This window comes from Streptomyces sp. NPDC052064 (assembly GCF_055585925.1).
In genome coordinates this window covers 348,393-364,399 of the sequence record NZ_JBVJJE010000007.1, presented here as the reverse complement: position 1 = coordinate 364,399, position 16,007 = coordinate 348,393, and the positions used below count along the sequence as shown (strand labels likewise).

The window sequence follows — 16,007 nt, the reverse complement described above, 5'->3', positions numbered from 1 at the left end:
GCGCAGCGGCACCTCGTTCCGCCGGGTTGCGGACCCATCCGGCCTCAGCAACGGTGCTGAGCACCTCGCTGACCTGCCTCGTACTCCACCAACCCCGCCGCGACCAACTCCGCATTGGACCCGGCCAGTCGTCCAGTCGGCAGACGCAGCACATCCTCGACGCCGACCCGCGTAGCCAACCCCAGCCGCCCCGCAAGCCGCAGCACCGGCCACGCACCCTCGTCCTCCCCGTGCAGCAGGACAGGACGCCCATGCGCGGCACCAAGGTCGGACAACAACCCCCGTGCAGAAGCCACCGCACTCGAAGGGTCGGTGTCCGTCACCTCGGCCAAGACCCGCAGCACCTTCGGCCCGAGCGGCGAGGCCGCGAACCGCTCCGCCCCGTCCGTTCCGGACCAGATGCCGGCCTCAACCCCCACGCCGAGCTCCATGAGCAGCGCGGCCGTCTCCTCCGCCCCCGGCTCATGCCAGTTGACCGAGGCGTGGTCGGGCAGCACGGTCCACTCGCGTATCCGATCCAGCCGGGCGGCGGGGTCGGGCTCCGCCCACGCGCCCGTGGTCACACCGACCGGCACCGGCACCCGCGCCCGGATCGCCGACAGCGTCATCGCGAGCACCCGCGGCGACAACGTGTCCCGCCCGCAAGGTGTCTTGGGGTGGACATGGATGTCCGTCGCCCCCGCGGTCACGGCCTCGGTGGCCGAGTCGGCCGTCGACTCGGGTGTCAGGGGTACGGCCACACCGTCAGCGGCCGTCCGCGAACCGTTCAGGCACACCTGCATCATGCCGACGATGGTGCCAGCCACCACCGACAGTGGGGGTGCGGCATCCCCGGCGCACCCCCCGCGCACCCGCATCCGTCAAGCCGACACCAACAGCCTCGCCCGCCTGGCGTCCGTCAGGGACTCGGGCGTGAGCACCGGACGCGGTACGAGAATCCCGCAGTCCGTGCAGACCGGACCCGCCGAGGGCTCGTGGTCCAGGTCGTACTTCCAGGCGAGTCGCTCCCCGCCACACACCGGGCACGTCGAGCCCGGCTCGCGCTCCAGCGCGGCGATCAGCCGGCGCAGCACCTCGGCCAGCGGTTCACGGGGATGGACCGCCGGATCGTCGCACCACGCCACGCCGAAACCGCCCCAGGTCAGCCGGTGCCAGTCGTCCACACTGCCCGGCCGGCGCAGTCCGTCGTGCTTCTCCTTCTTGCGGCGCTCGGCGAACTCGACCTCGTAGGCCAGCCAGACCGCCCGCGCCTCCTCCAGTTCGTCCAGTGCGGCCACGAGCCGCACTGGATCGGGGGACCGGTCCTCGGGACCGAATCCTGCCCGGGAACACAGATGGTCCCAGGTCGCCCTGTGCCCGTAAGGGGCGAACCTCTCAAGGCACTTGCGCAGCGAATAGCGCCGCAGTGCCAGATCGCACCGCGGATCGCGGACCTGTCTCGCCAGACTCCGGAAACCGGCCATCGTCCTGCACCTCCGTCACACCTGCACCTGTAATCCGGTCACTTCGGCGTCGTCGTAAGGACGTCGCCGAATAGACGTATCGACAAGCGAATCGGCTCCATCCGATTTCAAATGGCCTCCATAAGCCGTCCGACGAGGCCCGTGAGCCGACTGCCGTGGTCCGTGTGCCTGTTGTGCTGACTCCAAAAAGTGACGCTTGCTCATCTTCAATGCCGGGGATACCGGCGGTAACATCCCGCCCACCCCCATCGGGAGGAGCCCCCCACATGCCACGGCGTACCCCACGCACCGTTCTCGACAGAATGAGAACTCCCCGCGGAATCCCCGGGTTCCTGAAGACCGCGTCGGTATGCGCGCTGATCGCAGGTCTTTTGTCGCCGCTGTCGCAGGCGGCCGCCTCGGAGACGGAGACCGCGCAGGCCAAGGCGGCGGCGAACGACTACTGCGGCAACCAGTGTTCGGACATCCTCCCGCCCGGACAGAACGGCAACGCCACCCTCGCGCAGATCCTCCTGAACCAGGCATTCGGCACCCAGCCCGAGCACGCCGAGGACCAGCTCGGGCCCTACGCCGACCTCGCCAAGGGGTACACCGGCCTCACCAACGACAAGATCAACAACTTCTTCAACGACGCGTCGTTCGGGGTCCCGGCGGATCAGGTCGCCTCCACCGTCAAACCCGCCGGGCGCGGTGACGTGACGATCGTCCGGGACAAGAAGACCGGTGTGCCGCACATCACCGGTACCACCAGGTACGGCACGGAGTTCGGTGCCGGCTATGCGGCCGCCCAGGACCGGCTGTGGCTGATGGACGTCTTCCGGCACGTCGGGCGCGGTGAGCTGACCTCCTTCGCGGGCGGCGCGCCCTCCAACCAGGGCCTGGAACAGCAGTTCTGGCGGCACGCCCCGTACTCCGAGGCCGAGCTCCAGGCGCAGATCGACAACGCCGTCGCCACCAACGGCGAGCGCGGCAAGCTGGCCCTCGCCGACGCCAAGGCCTACCTCGACGGCATCAACGCCTACATCGACGCCTCCGACAGCGGCCGGTACTTCCCCGGTGAGTACGTCCTCACCGGACACAAGGACTCGGTCACCAACGCCGGGAGGATCGAGCACTTCAAGATCACCGACATGGTCGCGCTGGGGTCCGTCATCGGCGCGCTGTTCGGCTCCGGTGGGGGCGGTGAGGTCAACAACGCGCTCTCACTGCTCGCCGCCCAGGAGAAGTACGGGGTGGCGGAAGGCACCAAGGTCTGGGAGTCCTTCCGGGAGCGCAACGACCCCGAGGCCGTCCTCACCCTCCACGACGGCAGCTTTCCGTACGTGACCAAGCCGGACGACCCGCAGGGCGCGGCCGTGCCGGACGCCGGTTCGGTGAAGCCGGAGCCGCTCGTCCACGACCGCACCGGCAGCGCCACCACGCCCAGTGCCACCGGGGCGTCCAGCGAGGCGGCGAAGACGGCCCTGTCGTCCGCCAAGCGCGGCATGTCCAACGCGCTCGTGGTGGGCGGCGAGCACACCGCCAGCGGCCACCCGGTCGCCGTGTTCGGCCCGCAGACCGGCTACTTCGCCCCCCAGCTGCTGCTCCTCCAGGAGCTCCAGGGCCCGGGCATCAGCGCCCGCGGCGCCTCCTTCGCGGGCCTGAGCATGTACGTCGAACTCGGGCGCGGCCAGGACTACTCGTGGAGCGCCACGACCTCCGGCCAGGACATCATCGACACGTTCGCCGTCGAACTGTGCCAGGACGACTACCACTACCTGTATCGCGGCACCTGCACGCCGATGGAGAAGATCGAGCGGAAGAACGCCTGGAAGCCGACGACCGCCGACGGCACCGCGGCCGGCTCCTACACGATGCGCGTCTGGCGCACGAAGTACGGGCCCGTCGAGTACCGCGCGACGGTCGGCGGCAAGAAGGTCGCCTACACCACCCTGCGCTCGTCCTTCATGCACGAGGCCGACTCCATCATCGGCTTCCAGATGCTGAACGACCCGGACTACGTCAAGGGCCCGGAGTCGTTCCAGAAGGCGGTGCAGCACATCAACTACACCTTCAACTGGTTCTACGTCGACTCCGAGCACACCGCTTACTACAACAGCGGCGACAACCCGGTGCGCGCGAACGGCGTCGACGCCGAGTTCCCGGTGTGGGCCCGGCCGGCGTACGAGTGGCGGGGCTGGGACCCGGCGACCAACACGGCCGACTACACCCCGCCCTCCGCCCACCCCAACTCCATCGACCAGGACTACTACATCTCCTGGAACAACAAGCAGGCCAAGGACTACACGACAGCGCCCTGGGGCAACGGCTCCGTGCACCGCGGCAACCTCCTCGAGGACCGGGTGAAGAAGCTGGTCCAGCAGGGCGGGGTGACCAGGACCTCGCTGGTGAAGGCCATGGCCGACGCGGGCACGGCCGACCTGCGTGCGGAGGACGTCCTGCCCAAGCTGCTGAAGGTCGTCAACAGTGCGCCGGTCACCGACCCCGCCGCCGCGGCCGCCGTCGGCAAGCTCCAGGCGTGGGTCGCCGCGGGCGGCAAGCGCACGGAGACCTCGGCCGGTTCGAAGAAGTACGCCGATGCCGACGCGGTCCGCATCCTGGACGCCTGGTGGCCGCTGCTGGTCAAGGCCGAGTTCGAACCCGGCCTCGGCAGCGAGCTGTTCGCGGCCATGACCGCCAACCTCCCCGTCGACGAGTCCCCGTCCGCCTCCCACGGCCCCACCGGGTCGCACGCCGGAAGCTCCTTCCAGTACGGCTGGTGGAGCTACGTCGACAAGGACATCCGGGCCGTTCTCGGCGAGCAGGTGCGGGGGCCGCTGGCCCGCGGGTACTGCGGCGACGGAGACCTCCGCGCCTGCCGTGACACCCTCATCAGCACCCTGAAGGCGGCGGCCGGCAAGACCGCGGCCCAGGTCTATCCCGGGGACGACCAGTGCTCGGCGGGCGACCAGTGGTGCGCCGACTCGGTCATCCACCGCACCCTCGGCGGCATCAAGCACGGCAAGATCAGCTGGCAGAACCGGCCGACCTACCAGCAGGTCGTGGAGTTCACCTCGCACCGGTGACACAGGGCTCGGTCCTGTCGTTTGGATCAGATCGCAGACGCGGGGCCTGGCACGCGCATCGGCGGCGTTGTCGTCGGTTGCCGATGCTCCGCATCGACGCCCTCCTCCGCCTTGCAGCTGCACGCACCAGGCCCCGCTCACCGGCACTGAAGAGATGCCGTCGATTCCCTGCGACCTGACCCAAACGACAGGTCCTGGGCGGCGGGTCAGCGGACGCGGCCCGCCGCCAGCACCAGCCGGGCCAGTTCCTCGTGCAGGATGTCGCTGTGCGCGCCGGCGGGCGGGCCACCGCGTCTGACCACCGCCGCCGCGTCGACGTTCACGCACCCCGAGGCGGGCAGCTTCGCCCGCAGGGCCTCGGAGAGGGTGTACGCGCGCGTGCCCGGCACCGCCTGCACCCCGCCGTAGCCCATCGCACCCCACTTGGCGCCCAGGGCCCGCCCGATGCCGAGGCCCGCGACCGTCCGGCTGTCGCCGGCCATGCGTGAGGCCAGCGGATACATCGTGCCCAGGGCCGAGTCGTGCCGGGAGTGGCAGCACACCACCGGACCGTCGACGCGGTTCTGCTGCCCCTGGAGCACCCCTCCGGCGCGCGCGTCGTGCGGCAGCCGGGCCGCGAACGCGTAGTGCGAGAACGCCCCTTGGAGCAGCGTCACCGACTTCACCGTGCGCACGCCCTCGGGGAGGCCGCGCAGCGCGAACGACACCAGCCGCGCGCCGAAGCTGTGCCCCACCAGGTGCACGCGCACGCCCGGCGCCGCCTCCGCGAGCTGCCCGACGACCCGGCCGAGACCTCGCTCACCGACGGTTCCCGCGCGGCGCTTCATCGCGTAGTACGTCGCCTGCCGCAGCAACTCGTGGGCACCCTCCCAGGGGTTGGGGAGGCCGAACCCCTGCTGCGCGCCGGACGCTTCGAGCCCCGCCAGCGCCCGCGCGAACTCCTCGCAGGCCGCCGCCGAGCCGGCGAACATCTCCGGCTCGCTCTGCGGCACGCCCTCCGCCACCGTGTCCGCCGCGAACAGCGCCTGCGGCCCGGGCGCCACCACCTCCACCAGCAGCCGCACCAACCGCCCGAACTCCTCCAGTTCGGCCTCCTCCGGCGGCTGCTGCTCCAGCAGCCGGGCGATCTGGTCGACCAGGATCGCCCGGCCCGGGAAGGACTCCAGCAGCGCGTGCCGCGTGTCCTTGTCGAGCACCGGGCGCCGGGGTGCCTCGGCCGCCACGGCCCGCGGGAAGTCCGGGATGGGTTCGTCGGAGAACCGCATGGCCGGCCACAGCACCCCGACGTACCCGATCCGGGCCGCCGGGGCCAGCCGCGGGACGGGCGCCAGGAACCGGTCGTAGAGCCGGGTCGCACCCGAGCGGTCGTTGTTCCAGCCGTGCGCGAAGACGACGAGGTCGCGCACCTTCCGTTCGGTCACCCCGGCGAGCAGCCGGTCGCGCTGGCGGCCCGCCGGGTCCCCGTCCGCGTCGAAGGTCAGCTCCCAGTAGGGAGTCACGCTCATCGCCGGATCCGCCATGACAGGCCCCCTGTTCCCCCGGGTGACGCGCGCGTTGTGGCGCATCGTCCTGCCAACGGGGGAACTTGGCCATACGTCACGGGCGCATTGGGTGCGCGAGGCCGCGCTCAGCGGTAGAGGAGGTACTTCCGCCGCATTCTCCGGAACGCCGCCAGCTCCTCCTGCCACCCCGCCACGACCTCGTCGGTGTCCGCGCCCGCGTCGATCATCGTCCGCACGCGCGCGGAGCCGGTGAGCTTGTCGATCCAGTGGTCGGGGCGCCAGGCGAACCCGCTCCACACCTTCCTGGCGGTCACGAGCAGGGCGATCCCCGTCCGTACGGGATCGAAGACGTCCCGGTCATGCACGTGGACCTGCACCCCGCCGATCGTCCTGCCCTGGAACTTCGAGAAGGTGGGCGCGAAGTACGCCTCCCTGAAGCGCACGCCGGGCAGGGCGAGTTCGTTCGCGGCGGCGGCCCAGCGCCGGTCGACACCCTCCGCGCCGAGCAGCTCGAACGGCCGGGTCGTGCCGCGCCCCTCCGACAGGTTCGTGCCCTCGAACAGGCACGTCCCGGAGTACACCAGGGCCGTCTCCGGCGTCGGCATGTTCGGGCTCGGCGGCACCCAGGGCAGCCCGGAGGCGTCGTGGAAGTCGGAGCGCTTCCAGCCCGACATCGGCACGGTCTCCAGCGGAACCGGCTCGGTCAGGAACTCCTCGTTGAACAGCCGTGCCAGCTCCGCGACGGTCATCCCGTGGGCCTGGGAGATGGGCTGCCGCCCGACGAACGTGGCGAACTCCTTGTGCAGCACCGGCCCCAGCGCCGCACGTCCCGTGACCGGGTTGGGCCGGTCCAGGACCACGAACCGCTTGCCGGCGAGCCGCGCGGCCTCCATGCAGTCGTACAGCGTCCAGATGTACGTGTAGAAGCGCGCGCCGACGTCCTGGATGTCGAACACGACCGTGTCCACGCCGGACGCGGTGAAGATGTCGGCGAGCGGGCGGCCGCTCTTGAGGTACGTGTCGTAGACGGGCAGGCCCGTCGCCGGGTCGTCGTAGCGGCCCTCGGAGCCGCCGGCCTGGGCGGTGCCGCGGAAGCCGTGCTCGGGGCCGAAGACGGCGGTGAGATCGACGCGGTCGTCTTCGTGCATGACGTCGACGATGTGGCGGACGTCGCGGGTGATGCCGGTGGGGTTGGTGACGATCCCGATGTTGTGGCCGTCGAGCAGGGCGTAGCCGTCGTGGGCGAGTCGTTCGAAGCCGGTGCGCAGTTGCCTGTGGCGCTGGGCCGCGGTCGCGGTGGGTGTGACTGAGGCGGCTGCTGCCGTGGCCGCCGCGAGTACGGCTCGTCTTGAAGGGCGCATGCGGTGACCTCCTTGAGCGGGGACGGTCGGCATGGGCACGGTATGCGCTCCCGCGGGCTGTGTGGAGGCCGCGGGCCGCCTGGGGTCGACCGCGCTCACGCGGCGGAGCCGCACATCGGTTCGGCCCCGCGCCCCTTGAGGGGCGTTGCCGACATCCCTTCCCAGCTACATACCGACCGGTTAGTCTGGCGCGGAGCAGGAACGAGTCGCCTCGAAGGAGACCGATGGTGGAAGCCGTTGAGGGTGCTGGAGTCGTGGTCACGGGCGCTGGTGGTGGCATCGGGGCCGCCCTCGCCCGGCGCTTCGCCGCCGAAGGGGCCCGGGTCGTCGTCAACGACCTGGATGCCGCGCGGGCCAAGGCCGTTGCGGACGAAATCGGGGGCATCGCCGTGCCCGGTGACGCCTCGGGGATCGTCGCCGACGCCCGCGACGCGCTCGACGGGACGGTCGACGTGTACTGCGCCAACGCCGGTGTCGCCTTCGACGGCATCGATTCCGGTCAGGCGCTGGACGAAAAGGCGTGGGCGACCTCCTGGGACGTGAACGTCATGGCGCACGTCCGGGCCGCTCATGAGCTGCTGCCCGCCTGGCTGGAGCGGGGCAGCGGCCGGTTCGTCTCCACCGTCTCCGCCGCCGGGCTGCTCACCATGATCGGCGCCGCACCCTACGCCGTCACCAAGCACGGCGCCCTCGCCTTCGCCGAGTGGCTCTCGCTGACGTACCGGCACCGGGGCGTGAAGGTCCATGCCATCTGCCCGCAGGGTGTACGCACGGACATGCTGGCCGCCACCGGCAGCGCGGGCGACCTGGTGCTCCAGCCGACCGCGATCGAGCCGGAGGCAGTGGCGGACGCCCTGGTGAAGGGCATCGAGGAGGACCGCTTCCTGATCCTGCCGCACCCCGAGGTCGCCGCCTACCACCAGGCTCGGGCCAGTGACCCCGACCGGTGGCTGACCGGCATGAACCGCATCCAGCAGCAGTGGGAGGAGAACCGGTGACCGAGTCCCGTTACGCGGCCAAACCCTGGCTGGACCTGCTGAGTGACGCCCAGAAGGGCGCGATAAGCCCCGCCGACTCCCTCGTGCACGCCCTGCGCCGGGGCGTGGCCGAGACACCGGACAACTACTTCCTGGCCTACTTCGACGGCCGCCTGACCTACCGGGACATCGACGAGCTCAGCGACTCCGTCGCCGGGTATCTCGTGGCGCGCGGACTGGAGCGCGGCGACCGGGTCGCGGTACTGCTGCAGAACTCCCCGCACTTCGTGCTCGCCCTGCTGGGCGCCTGGAAGGCGGGTGCGGTCGTCGTGCCCGTCAACCCGATGTACAAGTCGGGTGAGGTGGCCCACGTCCTGCGGGACGGTGAGGTCGCCGCGCTGGTCTGCTCGGACCGGGCGTGGGAGTCGTATCTGCGCGAGACGGTGGCGGACTCGCCCGTGCGGATCGTGCTCACCGGATGCGAGCTGGATTTCCAGACGCGGGGCGACGCGCGCGTGCTGACCTTCGAGCGGCTGCCGCAGGCCCCGGACGCCGACGACCTGGTGGCTGTGGCCCGGGCCGGCAACAAGGCGCCCGAGGACCGGGACCCCGGTCCCTCCGACATCGCGCTGATCAGCTACACCTCGGGCACCAGCGGCACGCCCAAGGGCGCCACCAACACACACGGCAACATCATGTACAACGCCGAGCGGCAGCGGACGATCCTCGGTCTGCCCGAGCGGCCCGTGTACTTCGCGCTGGCGCCGCTGTTCCACATCACCGGCATGGTCTGCCAGTTCGGCGCCTGCCTGAGCAGCGCGGGCACGCTCGTGCTGGCCTACCGCTTCGACGCGGGGGTGGTGCTCGACGCGTTCGCCGAGCACCGGCCGCACTACACCGTCGGCCCCTCCACGGCCTTCATGGCGCTGGCCGCGCACCCGTCCGTCACCCGCGACCACTTCTCCTCCTTCCGGGTGATCTCCTCCGGTGGTGCCCCGCTGCCGCCCGCGCTGGTGGAGAGGTTCCGGGCGGGCTTCGGTCCGTACATCCGCAACGGCTACGGGCTGACCGAGTGCACCGCGCCGTGCGCCTCCGTGCCGCCCGGTCTGGAAGCGCCCGTCGACCCGGTCTCAGGGACCCTCGCGGTCGGCCTGCCGGGCCCCGACACGGTCGTACGCATCGTCGACGACAACGGCGACGAGGTGCCGTTCGGCGAGCAGAACGAGATCGTCGTACGGGGCCCGCAGGTCGTGCCCGGCTACTGGCGGCGCCCCGACGCCACCGCCGAGACGTTCCCCGGCGCCGAACTGCGCACCGGCGACATCGGCTTCATGGACGAGCAGGGCTGGCTGTACGTCGTCGACCGCAAGAAGGACATGATCAACGCGTCCGGCTTCAAGGTGTGGCCGCGCGAGGTCGAGGACGTGCTCTACACGCACCCGGCGGTGCGCGAGGCCGCTGTCGTCGGCGTGCCCGACGGGTATCGCGGGGAGACCGTCAAGGCGTACATCAGCGTGCGTCCGGACGCCGACACGGACCCGGATGCACTCGCCGCCTACTGCAAGGAGAGACTGGCCGCCTACAAATATCCGCGCCAGGTGGAGATCCTGCCGGACTTGCCGAAGACGGCCAGTGGGAAGATCCTCCGTCGGGAGCTTCGTTCCCGGACGCAAGGCAACTGACAGCAGTACGGAAAGGCAGGTGGCGGCAGTGCCCAGGACGACGGACTCGGACGGCACCCCCGTACCTCAGCGGCTCCTGGCCGCCGCCACCCGGCTCTTCGCCGAGCGGGGCTACGACCGGACCTCGGTGCAGGAGATCGTCGAGGCGGCCGGGGTCACCAAGGGGGCGCTGTACCACTACTTCGGCTCCAAGGACGACCTCCTGCACGAGGTGTACGCGCGCGTGCTGCGCATCCAGCAGGAGAGACTGGACGCCGTCGCGGACGCCGATGAGCCGGTGGAGAAGCGGCTGCGGGCCGCGGCCGCGGATGTCGTGGTGACGACCATCGACAACCTCGACGACGCGATGATCTTCTGGCGGTCGATGCACCATCTGAGCCCCGAGAAGAACAAGCAGGTCCGCGCCGAGCGCCGCCGCTACCACGAGCGCTTCCGCGCGCTGGTCGAAGAGGGCCAGCAGTCGGGCGTCTTCTCCAAGGCGACCCCGGCGGACCTGGTGGTCGACTACCACTTCGGCTCGGTCCACCACCTGTCGACCTGGTACCGCCCCGAGGGCCCGATGAGCCCCCAGCAGGTAGCCGACCACTTGGCGGACCTGCTGCTGCGAGCCCTGCGCCCGTAAGGGAAATGCCGGGCTGAGCCACTTCCAGCCCGTCCGGCGTTTGAGGACGAGGCCGTTCAGGCCGAAGGGGGGTCTGGGGGCCCAGCCCCCAGCGGGGTCGAAGGGGTGGAGCCCCTGGGGATGATGGGGGAGGGCAGGGGCGGCGGGGCGAGAAAACCCCGCCGCCCCGCCGCGTCACACGTACCGCTTCAGCTCCCGCCGCGCCAGCGACCGCTGATGCACCTCGTCCGGCCCGTCGGCGATCATCAGCGTCCGCGCTCCCGCGTACAGCTCCGCCAGCGGGAAGTCCTGACTCACACCCCCCGCCCCGTGCAACTGAATCGCCCGGTCGAGAATGTCCACGACCGCCCGGGGCGTAGCGATCTTGATCGACTGGATCTCGGTGTGCGCCCCCTTGTTCCCGACCGTGTCCATCAGCCACGCCGTCTTCAGAACCAGCAGCCGCAACTGCTCGACGGTCACCCGCGCATCCGCGATCCAGTTGTGCACCACACCCTGCTGGGCCAGCGCCTTCCCGAAGGCCGTACGGGACGTGGCCCGCCGGCACATCAGCTCGATCGCCCGCTCCGCCATCCCGATCAGCCGCATGCAGTGGTGGATCCGGCCGGGACCGAGCCGGGCCTGTGCGATGGCGAAGCCGGCGCCCTCCTCGCCGATGAGGTTCGACGCCGGCACGCGCGCGTGGTCGAAGATCACCTCGGCATGGCCGCCGTGGTAGTGGTCCTCGTAGCCGAAGACCTGCATCGCCCGCTTGATCGTCACGCCCGGGGTGTCACGGGGGACCAGGATCATCGACTGCTGACGGCGGATGTCGGAACCCTCCGGGTCCGTCTTGCCCATCACGATGAAGATCTTGCAGTCCGGGTGCATCGCCCCGGAGATGTACCACTTGCGGCCGGTGATGACGTACTCGTCCGTGCCGTCGGGGGCCGGCTCGATGTGCGTCGTGATGTTGGTGGCGTCCGAGGAGGCCACCTCCGGCTCGGTCATCGCGAACGCCGAGCGGATCTCGCCCGCGAGCAGCGGCTCCAGCCACTGCTTGCGCTGCTGCTCGTCGCCGAACTGGGTGAGCACCTCCATGTTGCCCGTGTCGGGTGCCGCGCAGTTCGTCACCGTCGGGGCGAGCTGCGGGGAGCGCCCCATGATCTCGGCGAGCGGCGCGTACTGGAGGTTGGTGAGCCCCGCGCCGTACTCGGAGTCCGGCAGGAAGAGGTTCCACAGGCCCTGCCTGCGCGCCTCGGCCTTCAGTTCCTCGACCACCGCCGGGGTCTCCCACGGCGAGGAGAGCAGGGCCCGCTGCTCGTGCGCGACGGCCTCGGCCGGATAGACGTACTCGTCCATGAAGGCCAGCAGCTTGCCGCGCAGCTCCTCGGTGCGCGCGTCGAACGCGAAGTCCATGTCCGTCAGCCTTCCTGAAGAGTGGTGAGACCGTGCTCGATGAAGACCGGAACCAGGTCACCGATGCGGTCGAAGCCGCGCCCGACCGTCTGGCCCAGGGTGTAGCGGTAGTGGATGCCCTCCAGGATCACGGCGAGCTTGAACCAGGCGAACGCCGTGTACCAGGAGACCGCGGAGACGTCGCGCCCCGAGCGCGCGGCGTACCGCTCGATCAGTTCGGCCGGGTCCGGGTGTCCCGGCGCCTCGGCCGTCGTGGAGACGGGGGAGTCAGGGGCGTCGAGCGGCAGGCTGTACATCGCCAGCAGGCCCAGGTCGGTGAGGGGGTCGCCCAGGGTGGACATCTCCCAGTCGAGGATCGCCTTGATGCGGTCGTCCTCGCCGATCAGGACGTTGTCCAGCCGGTAGTCGCCGTGCACCACGGCCGGGGCGGGGGAGGAGGGCAGCCGCCGTCCGAGCGTCGCGTGCAGCTCGTCGATCCCGGCCAGCTCGCGGTTGCGCGAGGCGTCCAGCTGCTTGCCCCAGCGTCGCAGCTGCCGGTCCAGGAAGCCCTCGGGCCGGCCGAAGTCCGCGAGCCCCACCTCGCCCGGGTCCACCGCGTGCAGCTCCACCAGCGCGTCCACCAGGTTCAGCACCGCGCCCCGGGTCCGCTCCGGACCGAGCGGGGCGAGCTGGTCGGCCGTGCGGTACGGGGTGCCCTCGACGAACTCCATGACGTAGAACGGCGCGCCGAGCACCTCCTCGTCCTCGCACAGCAGCACGGGCCGCGGAACCGGCACGGCGGTCGGGTGCAGCGCGCTGATCACGCGGTGCTCGCGCTTCATGTCGTGCGCGGTGGCCAGGACATGGCCGAGCGGGGGCCGCCGTACGACCCACCGGGAGGTGCCGTCGGAGACGGCGTAGGTGAGATTCGACCGTCCGCCCTCGATCAGCCGGCCGGACAGCGCGCCGCTCACCAGGCCGGGCCGCTCGCGGTCGAGCAGGCCGCGCAGCCGGTCCAGGTCGAGTCCGGGCGGGTGGTCGGGGCTCATGCGTCGCTCCTACGGGCAGGGGAACAGTTCCCGACTCATGATGCCGACCGGTCGGTATGTCGTCCAGAGTGGGGCCGAAACGTGATCGGAGCCACGATAGGCCGCCGGCTCCCGCCGCGGGGAGCCAGGGAGGTTTCGGCCGGTTCGTTCAGGCCATCCGGCTTGCGAGCCGTAAGGGGAGCCCGGAAGGTCGAAGCCATGAAGGCGATCAGCTACTCACGGTACGGCGGACCCGAGGTGCTGGCGTTCGGGGAGGTCCGCGATCCCAAGGTCGGCCCGGACTCGGTGCTGGTGAAGGTGCGGGCGGCGGCCGTGAACCCCGTCGACTGGAAGGCTCGCGAGGGCCATCTCGAAGGGCTCTTCGAAGCCGCTTTCCCCGTGGTGCCCGGCTGGGACGTCTCGGGCGTCGTCGTACGGCCCGGTGTGGCCGTGTCGGAGTTCGACGTCGGCGACGAGGTCATCGGATACGTACGCGAGGACTTCCTCTCCCGCGGCACCTTCGCCGAGTACGTGGCCGCGCCCCTGCGCACCCTCGCGCGCAAGCCGCGCAACCTCTCCTTCGAGGAGGCGGCCGGACTGCCGCTGGTCGGGCTCACCGCCTACCAGGTGCTGGTCAAGGTGCTCCAGGTGAAGCGGGGCGAGACCATTCTGGTGCACGCCGCGGCCGGCGGGGTCGGCTCGCTCGCCGTACAGCTGGCCGCCCACCTCGGTGCCCGGGTGATCGGCACGGCCAGCGAGTCCAACCACGACTTCGTGCGCGGCCTCGGCGGGGAGCCGGTGGCGTACGGCGAGGGCCTGAGGGAGCGCGTGCGCGGGCTGGCGCCCGAGGGCGTGGACGCGGTGTTCGACACGGTCGGCGGGGAGACGCTGCAGGTCTCTGCGAACCTGCTGGCCCCCGAGGGCCGCCTGGTGTCGATCGCCGACGTCGGCGTCGTGAACTACGGCGGCCGCTACTACTTCGTCCGCCCCGACGCCGAGGACCTCCAGCGGCTGGCCGAACTGGCGGAACAGGGCGTGGTGAGCGTGCATGTCTCCGAGACGTTCCCGCTGGAACGGGCGGCGGACGCGCACCGGCTGAACGAGGAGGGCCGGACCCGCGGCAAGATCGTCGTGACGGTGGACTGGGAGACGGAGGAGACGTAGCCGCCGGGGCCGCACCCTGGATGCGGCGTCGCGGCGTGCAGTGCCTTGGTGCGCGGCGTCCCGGCGTCGCGGCGCCTTGGCGTGTGGCGCTCTGGTGTGCGGCGTCCGGCGTTCGGCGCCCTGCGTCCTGGCGGCGTGCGGGATCCTGGCGTCCGGCGTGCGGTGCACCGGCGGCCGGCGCTGTGACGTCCGGCGTGCGGCGTCCCGGCGTCGCGGCGCCTTGGCGTGTGGCGCTCTGGTGTGCGGCGTCCGGCGTCCGGCGTCCGGCGCCCTGGCGGCGTGCGGGATCCTGGCGTCCGGCGTGCGGTGCACGGCGGCCGGCGCCCTGGCGGGCGGACCCCGGCGGCAGTCGCCCGCGGCGTCCCGCCCCTAGAGAACGAGCGCCGCCCCGCCCCTAGAGAACGAGCGCCGCCCCGCACACCGCCATCGCCAGCGTGCACAGCACCGCGGCCGTGGCGTGCCGGGGTGCTAACGCGGCGGGGCTGGCGGTGGCCGAGAGAGCGCGGATGCGGCGGTGGGCGATGCTCAGGAAGCCCAGCCACAGGACGCAGCACAGCGCGCACGCGACGAGCCCGGGCGCCGACGCCCCACCGTGCAGCGCGGTCTTCACGGCGAGCACGGCGGAGACCGTGCCCGACAGTGTCGTACGCCGCCACGCGAGCCGGGTCCGCTCGGGTTGCAGCCCGGGGTCGCGGTCGGGGTCCTGCCGCCGGGCCGCCGGCGCGATCACCCCTCCCACCCCACGAGCACCACGACGACCATGGCGAGGGCCACGATCGCGACGACGAGGCTCAGCACCGCCGGGAACCGGGACACCGGCAGGTCCTCGCCCCGGCGCATGGCCCGCTCGCAGCGCACCCAGTGGTTGACCGCGCGCAGCGAGCACAGCACGCCCGCGGCCAGCAGCGCGAGCGCCAGCCCCACCCGCCAGCCCCAGCGCAGGTCCGGCAGGAACTGGTCCACGGCGAAGCCGCCGCCGATCAGCGCGAGCGCGGTGCGCAGCCAGGCCAGGAAGGTGCGTTCGTTCGCCAGCGAGAACCGGTAGTCGGGCGTCTCGCCGTCCTGCCGCACCTGCGCGGGCGCGAACCACAAGCGGACGTTCCGTACGAACTCGATCACGTGCGCGACCCTACCGGGGACACGTCACCGGGCGTTGCCAGTGCCGCCTCCGCCATGTCCCTCCGCAGCCCTGGGACAACCCGCTCAGTCCGTCGACCGGAACGCCCTGAGCCGCTCGTACGCCGCCAGTCCGTCCGGTACCCACTCCCAGTCCCGCAGGCGCCGCCGCACCTCGTCCTCGGACAGGAAGTCGTGCCAGGCCACCTCCTCGACCTGCGGCTGTACGGGAAGGTCGCAGCGGACCTCGTATACGGCCGACCACCAGGTCTGGCCGGCGCCGTCGTCGTAGAGGAACTTGAAGAGGTACCGCGGGAGCGGCAGACCCGTCACGCCCAGTTCCTCCTCGGCCTCGCGCAGGGCCGCGGTGTCGTAGGCCTCGCCCGCGCCGACCACTCCGCCGACGAACATGTCGTACAGGGAGGGGAAGACCAGCTTGGTCGGCGTCCGCCGGTGCACGAAGATCCGTCCCTCGGCGTCCCGGGCCTGGATGAACACACAGCGATGCCGCAGACCCCTGGCGTAGGCCTCGCCCCGGGGCGACTGCCCGATGACCCGGTCGTTCTCGTCGACGATGTCGAGGATCTCGTCAGCGGCACTCATGCCGTCGTCCACAGCACTCATGCCCTCATCCAAGCAGGGCGCGAGGC

Annotated in this window: 14 protein-coding genes; 5 read left to right on the top strand and 9 right to left on the bottom strand. The window is 71.3% G+C overall.

Annotated features, from left to right (window positions below):
• Positions 1–44: 44 nt before the first annotated feature.
• Together ACZ6TU_RS21350 and ACZ6TU_RS21345 are read right to left on the bottom strand one after the other, a co-directional pair.
• The gene (locus ACZ6TU_RS21350) at positions 45–785 is read right to left on the bottom strand and encodes a 3-keto-5-aminohexanoate cleavage protein (RefSeq protein ID WP_467675922.1); all 741 of its coding nucleotides are present in this window, start codon (positions 783–785) and stop codon (positions 45–47) included.
• A gap of 75 nt (positions 786–860) precedes the next feature.
• Positions 861–1,463 carry a hypothetical protein gene (locus ACZ6TU_RS21345; protein ID WP_467675711.1) on the bottom strand — a complete coding sequence of 201 codons (603 nt, stop codon included), beginning with the start codon at positions 1,461–1,463 and terminating at the stop codon, positions 861–863.
• 266 nt (positions 1,464–1,729) lie between these two features.
• Here ACZ6TU_RS21345 and ACZ6TU_RS21340 point away from each other — a divergent pair, with 266 nt between their 5' ends.
• Positions 1,730–4,528, top strand: a complete 2,799-nt coding sequence (locus ACZ6TU_RS21340; protein ID WP_467675709.1) for a penicillin acylase family protein — start codon at positions 1,730–1,732, stop codon at positions 4,526–4,528.
• Positions 4,529–4,734: 206 nt separating this feature from the next.
• Here ACZ6TU_RS21340 and ACZ6TU_RS21335 read toward each other — a convergent pair whose 3' ends face one another.
• Both ACZ6TU_RS21335 and ACZ6TU_RS21330 read right to left on the bottom strand, forming a co-directional pair.
• Positions 4,735–6,048 (bottom strand): serine-threonine protein kinase, encoded by a 1,314-nt coding sequence (locus tag ACZ6TU_RS21335; protein ID WP_469550240.1) that lies wholly within the window; start codon positions 6,046–6,048, stop codon positions 4,735–4,737.
• A 107-nt stretch (positions 6,049–6,155) separates the two neighbouring features.
• Positions 6,156–7,391 carry an exo-beta-N-acetylmuramidase NamZ family protein gene (locus tag ACZ6TU_RS21330; protein ID WP_467675705.1) on the bottom strand — a complete coding sequence of 412 codons (1,236 nt, stop codon included), beginning with the start codon at positions 7,389–7,391 and terminating at the stop codon, positions 6,156–6,158.
• A gap of 224 nt (positions 7,392–7,615) precedes the next feature.
• Here ACZ6TU_RS21330 and ACZ6TU_RS21325 point away from each other — a divergent pair, with 224 nt between their 5' ends.
• From ACZ6TU_RS21325 to ACZ6TU_RS21315, 3 genes are read left to right on the top strand one after another with little or no spacing between them, the layout of a single operon-like run.
• Positions 7,616–8,389 carry an SDR family oxidoreductase gene (locus tag ACZ6TU_RS21325; protein WP_467675703.1) on the top strand — a complete coding sequence of 258 codons (774 nt, stop codon included), beginning with the start codon at positions 7,616–7,618 and terminating at the stop codon, positions 8,387–8,389.
• Positions 8,386–10,050, top strand: coding sequence for a class I adenylate-forming enzyme family protein (locus tag ACZ6TU_RS21320; protein WP_469550236.1), 1,665 nt, complete (start codon positions 8,386–8,388; stop codon positions 10,048–10,050). Before ACZ6TU_RS21325 ends, ACZ6TU_RS21320 begins: the two co-directional genes overlap by 4 nt.
• 28 nt (positions 10,051–10,078) lie before the next feature.
• Positions 10,079–10,672: a TetR/AcrR family transcriptional regulator gene (locus ACZ6TU_RS21315; protein WP_467675699.1), complete on the top strand. Its 594-nt coding sequence runs from the start codon at positions 10,079–10,081 to the stop codon at positions 10,670–10,672.
• Positions 10,673–10,846: 174 nt separating this feature from the next.
• On the opposite strand, the gene ACZ6TU_RS21310 is transcribed toward ACZ6TU_RS21315, so the two are convergent.
• Together ACZ6TU_RS21310 and ACZ6TU_RS21305 are read right to left on the bottom strand one after the other, a co-directional pair.
• Positions 10,847–12,070, bottom strand: coding sequence for an acyl-CoA dehydrogenase family protein (locus ACZ6TU_RS21310; RefSeq protein WP_469550233.1), 1,224 nt, complete (start codon positions 12,068–12,070; stop codon positions 10,847–10,849).
• A 5-nt stretch (positions 12,071–12,075) separates the two neighbouring features.
• On the bottom strand, positions 12,076–13,098 hold the full coding sequence (locus ACZ6TU_RS21305; protein WP_467675696.1) for a phosphotransferase family protein: 1,023 nt from the start codon (positions 13,096–13,098) through the stop codon (positions 12,076–12,078).
• A 198-nt stretch (positions 13,099–13,296) separates the two neighbouring features.
• Here ACZ6TU_RS21305 and ACZ6TU_RS21300 point away from each other — a divergent pair, with 198 nt between their 5' ends.
• Complete coding sequence (locus tag ACZ6TU_RS21300) at positions 13,297–14,241, top strand: NADP-dependent oxidoreductase (protein WP_467675694.1); 945 nt, start codon at positions 13,297–13,299, stop codon at positions 14,239–14,241.
• A gap of 394 nt (positions 14,242–14,635) precedes the next feature.
• On the opposite strand, the gene ACZ6TU_RS21295 is transcribed toward ACZ6TU_RS21300, so the two are convergent.
• The 3 genes from ACZ6TU_RS21295 to ACZ6TU_RS21285 form a co-directional block, all read right to left on the bottom strand.
• Positions 14,636–14,971 carry a DUF202 domain-containing protein gene (locus ACZ6TU_RS21295; protein ID WP_467675692.1) on the bottom strand — a complete coding sequence of 112 codons (336 nt, stop codon included), beginning with the start codon at positions 14,969–14,971 and terminating at the stop codon, positions 14,636–14,638.
• A complete protein-coding gene (locus ACZ6TU_RS21290; protein ID WP_338776857.1) occupies positions 14,968–15,360 on the bottom strand; it encodes a YidH family protein in 393 nt (130 codons plus the stop codon). The genes ACZ6TU_RS21295 and ACZ6TU_RS21290 overlap by 4 nt, the downstream gene beginning before the upstream one ends.
• 84 nt (positions 15,361–15,444) lie before the next feature.
• On the bottom strand, positions 15,445–15,960 hold the full coding sequence (locus ACZ6TU_RS21285) for an NUDIX hydrolase (protein ID WP_467675921.1): 516 nt from the start codon (positions 15,958–15,960) through the stop codon (positions 15,445–15,447).
• Positions 15,961–16,007: the final 47 nt, after the last annotated feature.